Annotated in this window: 15 protein-coding genes, 2 tRNA genes and 1 rRNA gene; 14 read left to right on the forward strand and 4 right to left on the reverse strand. The window is 34.2% G+C overall.

Annotation, left to right across the window (positions count from 1 at the left end):
• The 7 genes from dnaA to gyrA all read left to right on the forward strand — a co-directional run bounded on the left by dnaA (position 1) and on the right by gyrA (position 8,848).
• The gene (gene dnaA, locus GM661_RS00005; RefSeq protein WP_230868191.1) at positions 1-1,419 is read left to right on the forward strand and encodes a chromosomal replication initiator protein DnaA; all 1,419 of its coding nucleotides are present in this window, start codon (positions 1-3) and stop codon (positions 1,417-1,419) included.
• A gap of 286 nt (positions 1,420-1,705) precedes the next feature.
• Positions 1,706-2,827 (forward strand): DNA polymerase III subunit beta, encoded by a 1,122-nt coding sequence (gene dnaN, locus GM661_RS00010; protein ID WP_230868192.1) that lies wholly within the window; start codon positions 1,706-1,708, stop codon positions 2,825-2,827.
• A gap of 20 nt (positions 2,828-2,847) precedes the next feature.
• Positions 2,848-3,066: an RNA-binding S4 domain-containing protein gene (locus tag GM661_RS00015; protein ID WP_230868193.1), complete on the forward strand. Its 219-nt coding sequence runs from the start codon at positions 2,848-2,850 to the stop codon at positions 3,064-3,066.
• Positions 3,067-4,173, forward strand: a complete 1,107-nt coding sequence (gene recF / locus GM661_RS00020; protein WP_230868194.1) for a DNA replication/repair protein RecF — start codon at positions 3,067-3,069, stop codon at positions 4,171-4,173.
• Positions 4,174-4,178: 5 nt separating this feature from the next.
• A complete protein-coding gene (gene remB, locus GM661_RS00025) occupies positions 4,179-4,439 on the forward strand; it encodes an extracellular matrix regulator RemB (RefSeq protein ID WP_125987103.1) in 261 nt (86 codons plus the stop codon).
• On the forward strand, positions 4,440-6,371 hold the full coding sequence (gyrB, locus tag GM661_RS00030; RefSeq protein ID WP_330165236.1) for a DNA topoisomerase (ATP-hydrolyzing) subunit B: 1,932 nt from the start codon (positions 4,440-4,442) through the stop codon (positions 6,369-6,371).
• A gap of 23 nt (positions 6,372-6,394) precedes the next feature.
• Positions 6,395-8,848: a DNA gyrase subunit A gene (gene gyrA, locus GM661_RS00035; protein ID WP_230868195.1), complete on the forward strand. Its 2,454-nt coding sequence runs from the start codon at positions 6,395-6,397 to the stop codon at positions 8,846-8,848.
• A 63-nt stretch (positions 8,849-8,911) separates the two neighbouring features.
• Here gyrA and GM661_RS00040 read toward each other — a convergent pair whose 3' ends face one another.
• Positions 8,912-9,916: a sugar ABC transporter substrate-binding protein gene (locus tag GM661_RS00040; protein ID WP_230868196.1), complete on the reverse strand. Its 1,005-nt coding sequence runs from the start codon at positions 9,914-9,916 to the stop codon at positions 8,912-8,914.
• A 138-nt stretch (positions 9,917-10,054) separates the two neighbouring features.
• Here GM661_RS00040 and GM661_RS00045 point away from each other — a divergent pair, with 138 nt between their 5' ends.
• The 4 genes from GM661_RS00045 to GM661_RS00060 are packed head-to-tail and all read left to right on the forward strand — an operon-like array spanning position 10,055 to position 14,528.
• Positions 10,055-11,653 carry a spore germination protein gene (locus GM661_RS00045; RefSeq protein ID WP_230868197.1) on the forward strand — a complete coding sequence of 533 codons (1,599 nt, stop codon included), beginning with the start codon at positions 10,055-10,057 and terminating at the stop codon, positions 11,651-11,653.
• Positions 11,625-12,737, forward strand: a complete 1,113-nt coding sequence (locus GM661_RS00050; RefSeq protein ID WP_230868198.1) for a GerAB/ArcD/ProY family transporter — start codon at positions 11,625-11,627, stop codon at positions 12,735-12,737. The genes GM661_RS00045 and GM661_RS00050 overlap by 29 nt, the downstream gene beginning before the upstream one ends.
• Entirely contained in the window at positions 12,734-13,906 is a 1,173-nt protein-coding gene (locus tag GM661_RS00055) for a Ger(x)C family spore germination protein (RefSeq protein WP_230868199.1), read from the forward strand. Before GM661_RS00050 ends, GM661_RS00055 begins: the two co-directional genes overlap by 4 nt.
• Before the next feature lie 16 nt (positions 13,907-13,922).
• Complete coding sequence (locus GM661_RS00060; RefSeq protein WP_230868200.1) at positions 13,923-14,528, forward strand: hypothetical protein; 606 nt, start codon at positions 13,923-13,925, stop codon at positions 14,526-14,528.
• Here GM661_RS00060 and GM661_RS00065 read toward each other — a convergent pair whose 3' ends face one another.
• Genes GM661_RS00065 through GM661_RS00075 form a run of 3 tightly spaced genes read right to left on the reverse strand, consistent with a single transcriptional unit; the run spans position 14,529 to position 16,374 of the window.
• A complete protein-coding gene (locus GM661_RS00065) occupies positions 14,529-14,765 on the reverse strand; it encodes a CLC_0170 family protein (RefSeq protein ID WP_230868201.1) in 237 nt (78 codons plus the stop codon). It abuts the gene before it with no gap.
• A gap of 11 nt (positions 14,766-14,776) precedes the next feature.
• Positions 14,777-15,064 (reverse strand): ferredoxin family protein, encoded by a 288-nt coding sequence (locus GM661_RS00070; RefSeq protein ID WP_125987119.1) that lies wholly within the window; start codon positions 15,062-15,064, stop codon positions 14,777-14,779.
• Entirely contained in the window at positions 15,064-16,374 is a 1,311-nt protein-coding gene (locus GM661_RS00075) for an FAD-dependent oxidoreductase (RefSeq protein WP_230868202.1), read from the reverse strand. The genes GM661_RS00070 and GM661_RS00075 overlap by 1 nt, the downstream gene beginning before the upstream one ends.
• A 469-nt stretch (positions 16,375-16,843) precedes the next feature.
• Between GM661_RS00075 and GM661_RS00080 the strand changes: the two genes are divergently transcribed.
• The 3 genes from GM661_RS00080 (at position 16,844) to GM661_RS00090 (ending at position 18,700) form a co-directional block, all read left to right on the forward strand.
• Positions 16,844-18,391 (forward strand): 16S ribosomal RNA (locus GM661_RS00080).
• 61 nt (positions 18,392-18,452) lie between these two features.
• Positions 18,453-18,529 (forward strand) — tRNA-Ile (locus tag GM661_RS00085).
• 95 nt (positions 18,530-18,624) lie between these two features.
• Positions 18,625-18,700 (forward strand) — tRNA-Ala (locus GM661_RS00090).
• Positions 18,701-18,858 lie beyond the last annotated feature (158 nt).

Consider the following 18,858-nt stretch of genomic DNA (forward strand, 5'->3'; position numbering starts at 1 on the left):
ATGTCTTTTTCACAAGAAGAGTTAGAACACATCTGGCAGGAGACTCTTAATAAAATAAAAGAGAAATTAAGCAATCCTAGTTTTAATACCTGGTTTTCTGATACTAAACCAGTCCACCTGACAGAAAATAATCATCTATTAATTAAAGTACCTAATAATTTTATTAAAGATTGGCTTGAACAACGTTATCTTGCCTTAATTGGAGAAATTATTTTTAGCTTAACGAAAAACAAATGTACAATTAAATTCCTGACACCTGAAGAATTAGAGAAAGAAATGAATAAAATTAATTCACAAACAAATTCTGAATCTAAAACAGATTATAAAAATAGAGATGCTAATAGCAATAAAAACAAAACACCTGATATTAAAAATAATAATACTGATTTTGCTGGTTTAAATCCCAAATATACTTTCGATACATTTGTAGTAGGTAACAGTAACCGCTTTGCCCATGCTGCTTCTTTAGCTGTTGCTGAAGCCCCTGCTAAAGCTTATAACCCCTTATTTATATATGGTGATGTTGGTCTTGGAAAAACACATTTAATGCAGGCAATTGCTCATTTCATCCTGGACCATACACCAGAAAGTAAAGTGATGTATGTTTCCTCTGAAACCTTTACTAATGAATTAATTAACGCTATTAAAGATGATAGAACCAGGGAAGTCCGTGAAAAATATAGAAATATTGATATATTATTGGTTGATGATATACAGTTTTTAGCAGGTAAAGAAAGAACTCAAGAGGAATTCTTCCATACCTTTAATGCCTTACATGAATCAAATAGACAATTAATTATTTCAAGTGATCGTCCTCCAAAGGAAATACCTACACTTGAAGATAGACTGCGTTCTAGGTTTGAATGGGGTTTAATAACAGATATGCAAAAACCCGACCTGGAGACCAGAATCGCAATCCTAAGAAAAAAAGCAGATCTTGTAGAACTATCTGTTCCTAATGAAGTAATTATCTATATAGCTAATCAGATTCAGTCTAACATTAGAGAACTTGAAGGGGCACTTATTAAAGTAATTGCTTATTCATCACTGGTAGACAAAGAAATAGATACTGATCTGGCCCAGGAAGCTTTAAAGGATCTGATTGCCAAGAAAAATGAATCCTTTAAAGTAATAGATATTGATTTGATTAAAAAAATAGTTGTAGATTATTATAACCTAAAAATGGATGATATGAATTCCAAAAAGAGAACACAGAATATTGCTTTTCCACGTCAGATTGCTATGTACCTTGCCAGAGAATTAACAGATCTCTCTTTACCACAGATAGGTGAAGAGTTTGGTGGGAGGGATCACACAACCGTTTTACACGCACATAACAAAGTAGATAAAAAATATAAGGATGAAATTGATTTTAAAACAACTATTGATAAACTTATAGAAAGGATAAAAAATAATTAACGATCCTGTTAATATATCTCTGTACAAGATGTGTAAGATCTGTGTATAAAGATTTCTAGATTTTTTTTCTGTTTTTATGTGGAAAACAATCTACCTACTATTAACAATCTCTATACAGCTTTGTTTGTTAATATAACAATATTAAAGTCGGTTTTCAACATATCTACAGGTACTACTACTAGTACTACTAATTTTTATATAATATATTTATTATTATTGGACAAACAAACTTATCCACATTTTTTATAAATTTTTTTTGAAATTCAAATATTCAGGGGGTTTTTTTATGTTATTTAACATTTTTCAAAAAGATTTTTATAACGGTATTCAGATAGTAGAAAAAGCAGTTTCATCCAAAAGTACAATGACTATCTTAACAGGTATTTATATTGAAGCTATTTTGGATAAAGGTATTCATTTGATAGCCAATAATTTAGAAATAGGTATTGAATATTGGCTTGATGCGGAAATAAAAGAAGAAGGGGCTATTGTTTTACCTGCAGTACAATTAACTAATATTATTAGAGAATTACCAGCAGCTGATGTATTATTTAAAGCAGATATGGAACATTTTAATGTCAACATAAATTGCTTGAATTCTGAATTCAACATAAAAGGATTTGAAGCAGATGAATTTCCACAATTACCTGAAATTAAAGGTTCTTATAGTTTAAAGGTTCCTTCTTTAAACTATAAAGAAATGATCGATGAAGTTAAATTTGCTACTTCAAATGACCAGACACAACCAGCTTTAACAGGTGGATTAATGTCTATCAACGACAATAGTATAAATTTAGTAACCACAAACACCTACCGTCTTGCTTTTAGCAAAATAAATAATACTTCATCAATTGACCAGAATATTAATGTAATATTACCAGGTAACACCTTAAATGAATTATCTCACCTTATTGATAATGATAATAATAATAGTGAAGACTTAACAATGCTTATCAGTGAAAATTATATAAGATTCAACTTTAATGATATTGTGTTTATTTCTAGACTTATAGAAGGTAAATTTCCTAATTATCAACAAGTTTTACCTGATAGTAGTAATACCAAGGTTAAAATCGACAGGACCGAATTTTCAAAAGCAGTAAAAAGGGTTTCTCTAATAGCACGTCATGACACTAATGTAGTTACTTTAATTATCAATCAAAACTGGATGGATATTAAATCAAACAAATCAGATATAGGAAATGCTCATGAGACTATTGAAATAGAACTAGAAGGTGATACACAAAAAATAGATGTTGATGCTAATTATTTAATGGATGTACTTAAAGTATTAAAAGAAGATACTATAGTAATAGAATTAATCGGTTCATTAAATCCTCTAACAATAAAAAAGCAAATAAATGGGGATTATATTTATTTGATAATGCCGGTCAGACCTGGTGCATAAATTATCTAAGGAGGATAATAATGAATGATATCATTATAAAAAGTAAAGAAATAAAACTTGATCAGTTTTTAAAATGGGCCAATATTGTAATGTCAGGTGGAGAAGCCAAATCTTTAATCCAAGCAGGAAAAGTTAAGGTTAATGGAGAAATAGAATATAGAAGATCACATAAAATAAAAACAGATGATATAGTTGAGATTGAAGGATTTAGAGAAAAATATAGGGTGATTAAAAACTAAATGTTTATTGATAAAATACTTTTGAAAAATTATAGAAATATTAAAGAAACTATACTTGATCTAAGTCCTAATCTAAATATTATACTGGGATACAATGGTCAGGGAAAAACTAATCTATTGGAGTCAATTTATTTACTGGGAACTGGTTCTTCACATAGAAGTAATGTTGATAGTGATTTAATTAACTGGCACAGAGAAAAGGCTCTGGTACAAGTATTATTAAAAAAGAAAGACCAGGATTTAAGGTTATCACTTATCTTTACTGCTTTACAAAAAAGAATTGAAATAAATAATACACCTTACAAAAAAATATCAGATTTAATTGGTAATCTTAATATAGTTCTCTTTTCTCCAGAAGACCTCAATTTAATTAAAGGGGGACCTTCATACAGGAGAAAATTTCTTGATATAGAGGTATCACAGGTAAGTCCTTATTATTATCATCTTTTAAATGAATATAAACATATCTTAAAACAGAGAAATAATTTGCTTAAAAATATCAGGGATAAAAAAGATAACAAAGAATTATTAGAGGTATGGGATGAAAAATTAATTGAAACTGGTAGTAAAGTTATCAATAAAAGAATAGATGTGGTTGAAAAACTAAAATTATTGGCTCGTCTAGGACAAAGAAAGATAACTAATGGTAGTGAGAATTTGAAGATAGATTATGATTGTAGTTTGAGTAATACAGGTAAAAAAGAAGAAACAGATATTATATTTAAGCAGGATTTAGTAAATAATAGAAAAGAAGAGATCTACAAAGGTTATACTATTTTTGGACCTCACCGGGATGATTTAATATTAAAAGTAAATGATATAGATATCAGAAAATTTGGTTCTCAAGGTCAACAACGTACAACAGCCCTTGCTTTAAAATTAGCAGAACTAGAATTTATGAAATCAGAGACTGGTGAATACCCTGTTTTATTATTAGATGATGTTTTTTCTGAGCTTGATGAATTAAGGAGAGATACATTACTAAGTGTAGTAACTGATCGTATACAAACAATAATAACTGCTACAGATTTGAGTATTCCGTCTGTTTTGAAAAGAGATCATTATAAGGTTTTTAATGTCAGGGAAGGCAATATAAAAGAGGAGTGAATTAATTGTTTTTACATCTAGGAGAAGGGAAGATGATTCCTATTAGAGATATTGTTATGATTGGAGATATTACAAGTACAACAGATTCTCAGAATACTAAAGATTTTTTTAGTGTTTCAGAGGAAGAAGGCTTTGTAATAGATTATTCAGATAATAATCCTAAATCTTTTGTATTAACAGAAGAAACAATATATATATCAATGATTTCTTCAAGTACATTAGCAAAAAGGATTAGGGAATTTCCTGGGAAAAGTGAGGGAAAATAAATGGCTGATGAAAATATAATTCAAAAAAGAGGTAGTTATGAGGCGGAAAATATTCAGGTGTTGGAAGGACTTGAAGCTGTAAGAAAGAGACCTGGTATGTATATAGGTTCTACCAGTATTGATGGGTTACATCACCTTGTTTATGAAGTTGTTGATAATAGTATTGATGAAGCAATGGCTGGTTATTGTGATCAAATTGAAGTAATAATCGCTGAGGATAATATTATTATCGTGAAAGATAATGGTCGTGGGATACCTGTTGAATTACATCCTAAGCTGAAAAAACCTGCTGTTGAAGTTGTCTTAACTGTTCTTCATGCCGGAGGTAAGTTTGGTGGTGAAGGGTATAAGGTTTCTGGGGGCCTACATGGTGTTGGTGTTTCTGTTGTTAATGCACTATCTGAATGGTTAGTAGTTGAGGTTAACTGGAAGGATGGTAATGTTTATAGACAGAGATTTTCCCGCGGTGTGGCAGCAAGTGATCTAGAGGTTGTTGGAAAAACAAATGGTAAGACTGGTACAACAATAAGTTTCAAGGCAGATGAAGAGATATTTGACACAACTGTTTTTAAATATAACACCCTTATTAAAAGATTAAGGGAATTAGCCTTTTTAAATAAAGGTGTCAAGATAATTATACGTGATGAAAGGGAAGAAGAGAGAAGAGAAAAGGAATATTGCTATGAAGGTGGTATTATATCCTTTGTAAAATATTTAAACCGTAAAAAAGACCCGCTTTTTAATGAACCCTTTTACTTTGAAGAAGAAAGTGAAGAAGGGGAAGTAGAGATAGCTATTCAGTATAATGATGGTTTTATAGAAAATATCTTTACCTTTGCCAATAATATTAATACCCATGAAGGTGGTACCCATCTCAGTGGGTTTAAGAGTGCTTTAACCAGGACAATAAATGATTATGCCAGAAATAAGGGTATTCTTAAAGAGGGTGATGATAATTTTACTGGTGAGGATATTAGAGAGGGGATAACCTCTATTGTCAGTGTGAAACTGGCTGAACCACAGTTTGAAGGACAGACCAAAACAAAACTTGGTAATAGTGAAATGAGGGGTTTTGTTGATTCAGCCTTTTCCAAATATTTTTCGATATTCCTTGAAGAAAACCCTAAAGTAGCTAAGATAATAACAGAAAAGGCATTTAATGCTTCAAGGGCGAGAAAGGCAGCTAAAAAAGCCAGGGAGTTAACCAGGAGAAAGAATGCCCTGACTAATACTGCTTTACCTGGTAAACTGGCTGATTGTTCTTCAAGAGATACCACCAAAACAGAGATGTATATTGTTGAGGGTGAGTCTGCCGGTGGTTCTGCTAAACAGGGTAGAGACCGTAAATTTCAGGCAATACTGCCTTTAAGAGGTAAAATTCTTAATGTTGAAAAATCAAGGATAAATAAGATACTAAATAATGAAGAAATAAGGTCACTCATTACTGCTATTGGAACTGGCATAGGTGATGAGTTTGATATAAATAAAATACGCTATGGTAAAATTATTATTATGACAGATGCTGATGTTGATGGTGCCCATATTAGAACACTATTACTGACCTTTTTTTATAGATATATGAGAAATTTAATTGAGGAAGGTTATGTCTATATTGCCCAACCCCCATTATATAAGGTTAAAAAGGGTAGAAGAGAGGATTATGTTTATAATGATAAGGCACTATTAGATTTATTAGAAGAGATTGGCAGAGATAGGGTTTCATTACAGAGGTATAAAGGACTGGGTGAGATGAACCCTGATCAGTTATGGGATACAACAATGGATCCTGAGGAAAGAATTACACTACAGGTTCAGGTAGAAGACGCCATTATTGCCGATGAAACCTTTACTATTTTAATGGGGGATAAGGTTGAACCAAGACGTGAATTTATACTTTCCCATGGCCATGAAGTAGAAAATCTGGATGTATAGAATAATAGAAAGAAGGTGTGAGGATGGCGGAAGATCTTAATAGAGGTAAGATATTACAGGTTGATATAGATGAACAGATGAGAGGGGCTTATCTTGATTATTCGATGAGTGTTATTGTTAGTAGGGCTTTACCTGATGTAAGGGACGGCTTGAAACCAGTACATCGTAGAATTTTATATTCCCTTCATGAATTGGGAATGACACCTAATAAACCCCATAAAAAATCTGCTAGAATAGTTGGAGAGGTACTTGGTAAATATCATCCACATGGTGATGCAGCGGTTTATGCTACAATGGTTAGAATGGCCCAGGATTTCTCTTTTCGTTACCCACTGGTTGATGGTCATGGTAATTTTGGTTCTATTGATGGTGATTCAGCTGCAGCAATGCGTTATACTGAGGCCAGGATGTCCAGTATTACAACTGAGTTATTAAAGGATATTGATAAAGATACTGTTGATTTTGCACCAAATTTTGATGAATCACTGGAAGAACCAGCAGTACTGCCGTCCCGTTTACCAAATCTATTAATTAATGGTACTTCAGGAATAGCTGTAGGTATGGCTACCAGTATTCCACCACATAATTTAAGAGAGGTAATAGATGGGACTATTGCTTTTATAGACAACCCTGACATGGAGATTGTTGATTTAATGAAAATTATTAAAGGACCTGATTTCCCTACTGGTGGGTTAATTATGGGGAAAAACAGTATCTATAAAGCCTATAAAAATGGTAGGGGTAAATTAACTGTCAGGGCAAAGGTAAGGATAGAGGAAAATGAGAATGAGAAGTCAAGGATAATAGTTGATGAAATTCCTTATCAAGTAAATAAAGCTAAATTAATTGAAAAAATAGCTGAACTTGTCAGAAATGATAAAATTAGTGGTATAAGTGATCTTCGTGATGAATCTGACCGTAATGGTTTAAGGATAATGATTGAACTTAAACAGGGAGAAATGCCACAGGTAATTTTAAACCAATTATATAAATATACTAGAATGCAGGTAACCTTTAGTGTTATAATGATTGCTTTGGTTAATGGTTTACCCAAAACATTAAACCTTAAAGAAATGATGGGTTATTATATTGAACATCAAAAAGAAGTGGTTACCCGTCGTACCAGGTATAATTTAAATAATGCTGAGGCCAGGGCACATATACTGGAAGGTTACCGGATTGCTCTGGATAATATTGATGAGATTGTTCAGTTAATTAAAAATGCCCCTGATGTAAATACTGCTAAAGAAGGTTTAATTAATAGATTTGGCCTTAGTGATAAACAGGCTGATGCTATTTTGAGAATGAGATTACAGAGTTTAACTGGTTTAGAGAGGGATAAGATTGAAGATGAATACCAGGATTTATTAAAAAAGATTGCTTATTTAAAATCAATTTTGGCAGATGAAAGTAAATTATTGGGTATTATTAAAGAAGAACTATTAGCTATCAAAGAAAAATATCAGGATGAAAGAAGGACAGAAATCAGGAATAAAGCGGTGGATCTTGATGTTGAAGATTTGATTGCTGAAGAACAAATGGTAATAACCCTGACCCATCAGGGATATATTAAGCGAATGCATGTTGATACATACCGTAGTCAACGGAGAGGTGGTAGGGGAATTATTGGTCTTAATACCAAAGATGAAGATTTTGTTGAAGATATTTTTATTACCTCTACCCATCACTACTTCCTTTTCTTTACTAATAAAGGGCGGGTTTACCGTTTAAGAGTATTTGAAATACCTGAAGCGAGTCGTCAGGCCAGGGGAACAGCGATTGTAAACCTTTTGAGTCTGGAAGAAGAGGAAAGGGTTACAACTGTAATACCTATCAGGGAATTTGATAATAAGAGATATCTAGTTATGGTTACTAAAAATGGTTTAATTAAAAAAACACCATTAATAGAATATGAATCACATTATACTGGGTTAATAGGGATTAATCTAAGGGATAATGATGAATTAATTGATGTAAAATATACTGATGGTGAACAGAATATAATTATCGCTACCTATATGGGTAAAGCTATTCACTTTAATGAATCAGATGTTAGGACAACAGGACGAATTTCTATGGGGGTTAAAGCTATTACCTTAAATAACGATGACTTTGTAATTGGTATGGGAGTAGATAGTGAAGGTGAGGATTTATTAATCATAACAAAAAATGGTTATGGTAAAAGAACGCCACTTTCAGAATACCGCTTACAGAGTAGGGGTGGTAAGGGATTAATAACTGCTAATATTACTGAAAAGAATGGTAATCTAGCAGGTATTAAGGTTGTTGATGACCATTATGACCTTATTATTATAACCAGTGAGGGGATTATTATCAGAACTAATGTAGCTGAGATTTCCCAGACAGGTCGTAATACCCAGGGGGTTAAAGTAATTAGAATAGATGAAGGTGATAAAGTTGTATCACTTGCCAGAATGTATTCAGATGATGATGCAGAGGAAATAAAAGAAGATTAAAGAAGATTAAAAAATTTTAGTAGAATATATAAATAAGGGGTCTTCATTTTTGGTGAAGACCCCTTATTTATATATTATTTTTTTTAATTCTGGCCATCTTTCTTCTAGGTTTACAATATTATATTTATCAATTAAATCAACAGGGGTAATTTTAGTGGCTATAATATAATCACCATTTTTTATTTTAGTATCAAATAGCCATGGTCTACCCCTTAATATCAAAGTAGTAATTTTAAATGCTGTTAAACCCTGAATATAGGGCATTTTATCTACATCAGCATCATGTTCTCCCCGAGCTATAGCTAAACAGGCTTCTTTATTTGCATCAGCCCCTATTGTAATTATCTTATCTGTTAAGTTTTTTTCTTTAAGAACTTTTACTGCTGCCATAATCATATTGCTATTATTGGCGATAATTCCTTTGATATCAGGATGTTTATTTAGTATACTGCGTACAGTTTTTTCGGCAAGTTCAGGGGACCATCCTTTATGCCATGTTTCAGCAACAATTGTTATATTTGCTTCTTTTTTAAATATTTCTTTATTACCCTGTGTTATCTCATAGGCAGTATTATTGTTTTTATCTCCTTTAAGTATCATTATCTTTCCTTTATGTTTTAATTGTTCTACAAGGTAATTGGCCTGAAGGATACCAACTTCAAAGTTGTTTGCTTCAATATAGGCATCAAGTTTTACATTATAAATAAGACGGTCCAGAGCAATAACTGGTATATTGGCCTGTTTGATCTTCTTTACTAAACTAGCTGATTTCTGGGAATTTACTGGATTAATGATAATCCCATCGACTTTTTTCCTTATTAGTTCATCTACATCTTTATTTTGTTTATCTTGATCTTTTTTAGCATCCTTCCAGATTATTTCTGTCTTATTACTTTCCTTATTATCATACATAGCCTCTTTCATAAAATGGAAGACATCTTCTTTCATACTTGCCATACTAACACCAATAGTTATTTTAGTAGGAACTGGACTGCTCATCTCTCTATCACAGGCAGATAGTAGTATGGTCATTATTATTAAACAATATAATAGCCTGATATGTTTCATTTTATCTCCTTTCTAAATTTTATTATTATATTGGCAGTGTTTAAATATACTATTGATAATTATTACATAATATTAACCTTGTTTTGTAATAATATATTAGTAATATAGTGATAATTATTGGTATTAACCAAATAAAGGATGATAGTGGTGGATAAGAGAGGAAAAAGGATTGAAGAGATAATAAATAGTGGTACTGATCGACCGCAAAAAAAAGCAAAAGAAAAAGAATTGTCATCAAATATTGAAAAGAATATTAACTTATTAAAAGATATTATTGGGTTTAGTGATGATGTAGTTTTCAGGTTTTTTAGACTGGGCAATAAATTAGGAATTAAAGCAATTATTATTTTTATAGATGGTTTAGTAGATAAACAGACTATCAATGAGAGTATTTTACAACCACTATTAATTGAAGAATTTTCTGTTGAAGATATTAAAGAATTATCCAATAGTGATATGATAAGTTTTATAGAAAAGAATACAATGACAATTAATGAATTAGAGATAGTTGATAAATTGGATGATTTAATACAGGGTTTACTTAATGGTGATACAGTTTTATTAATAGATGGTTATAAAAAGGGTTTTGTACTCAATAGTAAAGGATGGGATAAAAGGGGAGTTCAGGAACCAGAATCTGAGACAGTAATCAGGGGTCCCAGAGACGGTTTTACTGAAACCTTAAGGGTAAATACAGCTTTAATAAGGAGAAGGATAAAACACCCTGCCTTGAGAATTAAGGGTCAGAGATTAGGTAATATTTCTAATACAGATGTGGTGATATGTTATATAGAAGGCATTGCTAATAAATACATAGTTGAGGAAGTAAAGGAAAGGGTAAATAATATTTCTATTGATGCTGTACAGGAATCAGGTTATATAGAACAATTGATAGAAGATAATCATTTTACTTTGTTTCCCCAAATCCTTTCAACAGAGAGACCGGATAGAGTAGCTTCTAACCTCCTGGAAGGGAGAGTGGCATTACTGGTGGATGGCACCCCTTTTGCCCTTATTATGCCTGTAACAATTTCTATTTTTCTACAGTCCCCAGAAGATTATTATGACCGCTTTATAATAGGAACCTTTGTCAGGTTGTTGAGGTTTTCGGCGGGTCTTATTGCTTTAACCTTGCCTGCAGTTTATATAGCCGTTATAGCTTTTCACCCTGAAATGATACCTACCCAGCTGGCTTTAGCGTTTGCAGGTGGTAGGGGTGCTGTTCCTTTCCCTTCATATATAGAGGCCTTTGTTATGACAGCTTTAATGGAATTATTGAGAGAGGGTAGTTTGCGTTTGCCTAATCCAATTGGCCCAACTATTGGTATAGTAGGGGCACTTATTATTGGTGAAGCAGCTGTAAGTGCCAGTATAGTTAGTCCATTTATGGTAATAGTTGTGGCCACTACTACTATTGCATCTTTTGCTATTCCAGATTATAGTAGTGCAATTGCTTTAAGATTAATTAAATTTCCTTTAATGATACTGACTTCAATATTTGGTCTTTACGGTCTATTACTGGGATTAATATTTTTTACTATCCATCTGGCGAGTTTAAAATCTTTTGGAATACCTTATCTTACTCCATTTGGTCCTTCACGATTAAATGATTTACAGGATGCTATTATTCGAATTCCTCTGTGGCAGATGTTTAAAAGACCTGAATTTTTAAGAACAAAAAATCAGCAGCGTTTTTCTGCTAAAGGGGATGATGATCAAAATGAAAGAACACGGTAAGGTAACAGAGAGACAGTTTGCTGGTATTATTGCTAATACACTTATTGGTGCTGGTAGTCTGGTATTACCAAGGACTATCACCAAAGCAGCTGGTACTGCTGCCTGGTTATCAATATTAATAGGTGGTTTATTTTCCTTCCTAATTATATTTCTAATAGTAAAAATAGGCTTTCGTTTCCCTGAAGAGACTTTAATGGAATATAGTAATCGTGTTTTAGGTAAGATCTTTGGTAATAGTATTAGTCTGTTGTTTTGTTTTTATTGGTTATTGCTATGTTCTCTGGTTTTAAGGGTATTTGCCTCTATGTTAAGTAGTGCAGTATTATTAAATACACCAATAGAGTTTATTATTATAAGTATGTTATTCTTAATTATTTACTATATAAATCATGATATTGAAGTAATTGGAAGGGTCAATGAACTCTATTTTATTTTTTTAATTATACCAGTAATTATAGGTATTTTTTTATCAATGAAAGAAATACAAGTTATAAGGCTAATGCCTGTAATGGGACAGAAGGGATTTAGTAGTATAGTAAAAGGTACGCTAAATTCTTTTTTCTCATTTTTAGGGTTTGAAATAATAGTATTATTTTTACCTTCACTGGTAACACCTAAATTAGCATATAATTATGCAATCAAGGGATTGATAAGTCCTTTAATAATCTATCTGGCAATTGTAATCTCAGCTATTGGTGTTTTTGGTATTGAGGAACTGCAAAATTTAACCTGGCCGACCTTGGAAGTAATTAAGGTTATACGCTTTCCTGGATTAATTCTGGAAAGGGTAGAGGCAATTTTTATATCTTTCTGGGTAATAGCAATTTTTACAACAGCAGGTAACCTTTTATATAGTTCTGTACTAGGGATGACACAAGTATTTAAACTGGAAGACCATAAAACACTTATCTACCCCTTAATGCCTGTTGTTTTCTTTATAGCTATTTTCCCGGACAATGTTTATCAGGTCTTTTATTATATGGAAATTTCAAGTATAATAGGGACATTTTTAGTATTTGCAATTCCCCTGTTAATTTATGTACTATCAATTATGAGGAATATTAGGGGAGATGAACAGGCTTGAAAAAAAGTTTAAGTATATTAATGTTAATAGTATTGACTATTTCCTCCCTTACAGGGTGTTGGGATCTTAAGGATATTGACCAAAGAGCAATTATTCTAGCTATTGGGATAGATTATGCTGATGTTGCACGTCCTAATAATTTTGAGCAGCGAAATATGATTAAATTAACTGCTCAATTAGCTATACCGCAAAAATTAGGTGGTGGAGCAGGTCAACAACTACCTATGGGGGAAGAGACTGTCTGGAATATAACTGCAGTAGGAAGAAATGTAGCAATGGCTTTAATGCATTTAAAAGAAAGGCTGCAACACAGAATATTTTTAGGGCATATCAGGGTTTTAGTAATTAATGAGGAAGTAGCCAGAGATGGTCTAAATGTACATCTGAATTATTTTAGAAATAACCCTGAATTCCGTCGTTTAAGTTACTTGTTAATCAGTGAAAAACCTGCTGAAAGGGTTTTAAATACTTTTCCTAAGACAGCCCCCATACAGGCCCTTTATCTAATGAATATGATCGAATCAGAGCTTAATAGTGGCACAATGGCTGATATACCGTTTATTGAGTTTATAATCCGTTTAGTAAATAAGGGGATAGATCCAGTAGCAGTCCTGATAGATTGTACAGAAAACAATCTAAAAAATTCCGGGCTGGCTGTTTTTCGGGGGGAAAAAATGGTTGGCAAATTGAATATTGAAGAGACCTGGAATTATATTCAGATAGCAGAGAAAAGAATCGGTGGTTTAGAGGTAGTAAGGGATGTGGAGGATGAATTAGGCCGGGTTATTGTTGAGTTTTCTGGTTTACAGAGTAAAATGAGGCCTATATTACTTGATAATGGACGGTTTAGATTTATGGTAGATTTACTGGTTGAAGGAAAATCTATTTATCAGGAAACCCAGACTGATTATGAAAATTCTATTTTATTTAGGCAGCTTGAAGAAAGGGTTAGTAAGGAGTTTATCAAAGAGATAGAGAGACTATTTTATTTAGTACAGCATAAATACCAGGCGGATATCTTTGGATTTGGTGAAATGGTAAGAGCATATAAACCTGAAGAATGGGAAAAAATAGAGAGCTGGCATAAAAAGTTTATCGAAGCTGATCTTAATCTAAGCTGTAGGGCTAGGATTAGAAGGATAGGAATGAGTACCTTTAAGCAGAAATAAAAGGGGTTATTAAAAGATGAAAAAGAGTAGATATATTTTATTATTAATTTTTATTTTAATTATAAGCAGTGAGATTAAAGGGACAGAACATTTCAAATTAGATGGCTGGTGCTATATAGATGGAAAAGCTAATCTAGAGTTGTGGCAAAAAAAAGAGGCTGGATTTATTTCAGAGAACATAATAAATAATGCAGTAGCCCTGGGCTGTGAAGTATTGAAGGGTTATACCCTTAAAGACGAGATTGATAAAGAGTCTGCTGTTCTACAAAGTAATAACTGTCCTTTTGGTTTCTGGAGGCTTGATTATACGGGGTATGATAGTTCTGGTAATATATATTTTAAATTGTATACACATCAAGATCGAAAAATAAAGAATATAAATGAGATTATAAATGAAATAAGTAAAATTACAAAACTAAGTGATGGAGATAATATTATTTATCAAAAAATAATATTATTTGAAGAATTATTAGGAGATTTCTTGAAAGAAGATGGTGAAGTTATTATAGTCGACCCAGAGAAAGATATTATAATAAATAATATTAATGAAATACCTGTTTTAAAAATAGAAGCCAGTCAAACCAATTCTATAATTAATGTTAGGGTAGTTGCTTTAGAATAATTAAAATATGTACCGGGTATGAAGTATATTGAGTAATAATAAGATTATACCAATAGAAATATTTAATAGACCAAAGAAAAAGGAAAAGATATAGTCCTTGTAGTTAGCATAAAAGTGTGCATAATCAGTATCTATAAAAAACGATAATAGACCAGAAATGATAAATAAAAAGACCAGATATGGTGAATAAATATTATGGGCTATATAATCTAATACATTAATCAGAAAGTCTATCATTTAGCCACCTCCTAGATCTCATAGTTAACACCGTAACCGCCTGGGGGAAAAGACCATTTTATATTGTCATAAGGACATCCCCAAGGACAGGCTCCACATTCTATACATCTTTTATAATCAACTTTGATTTCTTTATTAGACCAGGAAAAGACCCTTGTTGGGCAATAATATGTACAGGGTTTATTTTCACAGTTACTAAGACAGGGATCTTTTTCTTTGATATGAATATGTGATTGTTTAGCAATTTTAATTGTTGTATATTTAAGTGGATTATCATTATCTTTGATAAAATTTCCCATTAAAATACCCTCCAGTTCCAAAGACCTTGGTAGAAATCAGTAATAGATTTAGAAATCGGCTGCATGGTTTTTAATTGAGTGAGAATTTCCTCTATTTTTTTATTCTGGTTTTCCATTTCTTCTCTAAAATATTTATAAGCTGCTTTATTAATAAATTGGCTAATTAAATAGTCTGAATCAGGGTGATTTTTATAGTAACTACCTCTTTTTTGATTATCCTTCATATTTTTCATGAAAAAACTATTTTTTAATTTAAGTTCATACCCTGCTAATATTTTTTTAGTAAAATCACCCTTAGTTTTGGCTTGTATAACAGTTTCAGCAGCATATTTGCCAGATAACATAGCTATATCTGTTCCATGTCTACCACTGATTAACATTCCTGCATCACCAGTTATTAAGATACCATTATTATAGAATTCTGGTATGCTTTTATATCCTCCTTTAGGAATAATATGTGATTGGTATTGAATAGTTTTAGCACCATCTATAAGACTTACTACTTTAGGGTGTTTTTTTAATCTTTGTAGGAGTTGATATGGGTTTAATCCCTTTTTATTTAATTGATTAAGGTAAGCTCCTACTGTTAAGGAAATGGTATCATTATTTATCCATATTCCTCCTTTACCTATGGCACCAGCAGTTGGGTATCCTATCATACCAATTACTGCTCCTTCGTTTTTTTCCAAATTAAAGCGTGCTTCTATTATTTCTTTAGGTAGATATAATATTTCTTTCACATAAATAGTTAGCATATCAGCAGTTATTTTTTGACGCATTCCTGCTTTATGAGTTAAGTCTGCCATAGCACCTTCAGCAAGGATAATAAGATCGGCATATATTTTACTGCCATCTTCCAAGATAACACCAGTTACTTGCTTCTGGTTCAGACCTGATTTTTTATAGATTAGAGCTTCAACCAGGGTAGAAGTCATCAAGTGGCTGCCAGCTGTAACGGCTTGCTCGGCAAACCAACGGTCAAAACGAGACCGGATAACAGTAAAGGTATTATATGGTGGTTTAGCAAAATTAAAACCAGTAAATCCCATTTCGACAACTGAATCTGTTTCCATCAGCCATAATATATATCTGGTAACTGCCCTTTCAAGGGGTGCTTTTTCCCAAAAACCAGGGATTATAATTGAGGTTGGTTTACTATAAATAACCCCGCCAAACATATTTTTGCTCCCTGGGAAATCACCACGCTCTATTAGAGCAACAGATAGATTATTTTTTGCACAAAAATATGCAGCAGATGAACCAGCTGGTCCAGCTCCTACTATAATTACATCATAACGGTCATTTCCCATAATGATCACTCCAATATTATAATACTTAGTTTAATCTTTTGAATATAAATTTATTCACTAATAAAATTCCTTGACAGTAGAGAACAGAGATGTTAAGATATATCTTGTCGCCGCTAAAAGCGGTAAGGTGTTGAAAAACCCCTTGACAGGAAACGACAGAGATGATAAGATATAAAACGTCGCTTTTAACAGCACTTGTAAAATCACTTTTGAAAGAAAGGTGATATAAAAGCAGAGATAATCTGCTTTTTAGACAAGAATAAAGGAAAAATTTCTTGACAAGTGGAGTTAAAAGTGATAAGATAAATTTCGCTGATAGATAATGAAGAGTCAGTGAGATAAACAATTAATGTTCCTTGAAAATTGAACAACAAGCAATGACGCAAGTGCGAGCCTTTTTTAAATAAAAGGCAAGTATCCAAAAGAGTTCAAAAGTATTCAAAGAGTCACAAATAATCTATTAAAATTTTTAATGGAGAGTTTGATCCTGGCTCAGGACGAACGCTGGCGGCGTGCTTAACACATGCAAGTCGAACGACCCGCCTTAACAGATTCCTTCGGGATGAAGATAAGATCCGGGTAGTGGCGGACGGGTGAGTAACGCGTGGAGAACCTGTCTCTCAGTCAGGGATAACCTGGCGAAAGCCGGACTAATCCCAGATAGCCTTAAGAGTAAGCATTTACACTTAAGTAAAGGTGCCTAGGCATCGCTGAGAGGTGGCTCCGCGTCGGATTAGCTAGCTGGTGAGGTAACGGCTCACCAGGGCAACGATCCGTAGCTGGTCTGAGAGGACGATCAGCCACACTGGGACTGAGACACGGCCCAGACTCCTACGGGAGGCAGCAGTGGGGAATCTTCCGCAATGGGCGCAAGCCTGACGGAGCAACGCCGCGTGAGTGATGAAGGCCTTCGGGTCGTAAAGCTCTGTCCTTAAGGAAGAACCGTCAATGCAGGAAATGGCATTGACCTGACGGTACTTAAGGAGGAAGCTCTGGCTAACTACGTGCCAGCAGCCGCGGTAATACGTAGAGAGCAAGCGTTGTCCGGAATTACTGGGCGTAAAGGGTACGCAGGCGGATAGGCAAGTCAACTGTGAAATATACCGGCTTAACCGGTAAGGTGCATTTGAAACTGCCTATCTTGAGTGCAGAAGAGGAGAGCGGAATTCCTAGTGTAGCGGTGGAATGCGTAGATATTAGGAAGAACACCAGTGGCGAAGGCGGCTCTCTGGTCTGCAACTGACGCTGAGGTACGAAAGCTGGGGGAGCAAACGGGATTAGATACCCCGGTAGTCCCAGCCGTAAACGATGGACACTAGGTGTTGGTGGTTCGAATCCATCAGTGCCGGAGTTAACGCGATAAGTGTCCCGCCTGGGGATTACGGTCGCAAGACTGAAACTCAAAGGAATTGACGGGGGCCCGCACAAGCGGTGGAGCATGTGGTTTAATTCGATGCAACGCGAAGAACCTTACCGAGGCTTGACATCCCGTGACCATCTATGAAAGTAGAGTCTAGTCTTTGACTACACGGAGACAGGTGGTGCATGGCTGTCGTCAGCTCGTGTCGTGAGATGTTGGGTTAAGTCCCGCAACGAGCGCAACCCTTATCCTTAGTTACCAGCAAGTAAAGTTGGGGACTCTAAGGAGACAGCCGGTGAAAGCCGGAGGAAGGTGGGGATGACGTCAAGTCCTCATGCCCTTTATGCCTCGGGCTACACACGTGCTACAATGGTCAGTACAGAGGGGAGCGAAGCTGTGAAGTGGAGCAAATCTCAGAAAGCTGATCCCAGTTCGGATTGCAGGCTGAAACTCGCCTGTATGAAGTTGGAATCGCTAGTAATCGCAGGTCAGCATACTGCGGTGAATACGTTCCCGGGCCTTGTACACACCGCCCGTCACACCACCCGAGTTAGATGCACCAGAAGTCATTTGCGAATGCCAAAGGTGTGTCTGGTAAGGGGGGTGAAGTCGTAACAAGGTAGCCGTACGGGAACGTGCGGCTGGATCACCTCCTTTCTAAGGAGAATGCGTCAAGCTTGTTGTTCAACTTTGAGGGAAGATTTTCTTCCTGAAAGAAGGGCCTATAGCTCAGTTGGTTAGAGCGCACGCCTGATAAGCGTGAGGTCGGTAGTTCGAATCTACCTAGGCCCACCAGAATCTTCATATTAAGATGATTCTGCTACTAGGCCATCGAGGCCGTTGCACCATACTAGAAGTTTGAAGTTAGAGAAATATACAACTTCCAAAATGGGGGTATAGCTCAGTTGGGAGAGCGCCTGCCTTGCAAGCAGGAGGTCAGCGGTTCGAATCCGCTTACCTCCACCATCTTATGAAGTTAGAAGTAAGAGGTTGGAGGTTAGATTAAAGCAAAAATCTTAAACTAAAAACATTCTAAAAAACTGTTCTTTGAAAACTGCATACAGGAAAAGACGAAGGTACCAGAAAAGAAGTAAGAGGTCTGAGGTAAGAAGTAAGAAACCGAA

The organism is Iocasia fonsfrigidae (assembly GCF_017751145.1).
Taxonomy (GTDB): Bacteria; Bacillota; Halanaerobiia; order Halanaerobiales; family DTU029; genus Iocasia; species Iocasia fonsfrigidae.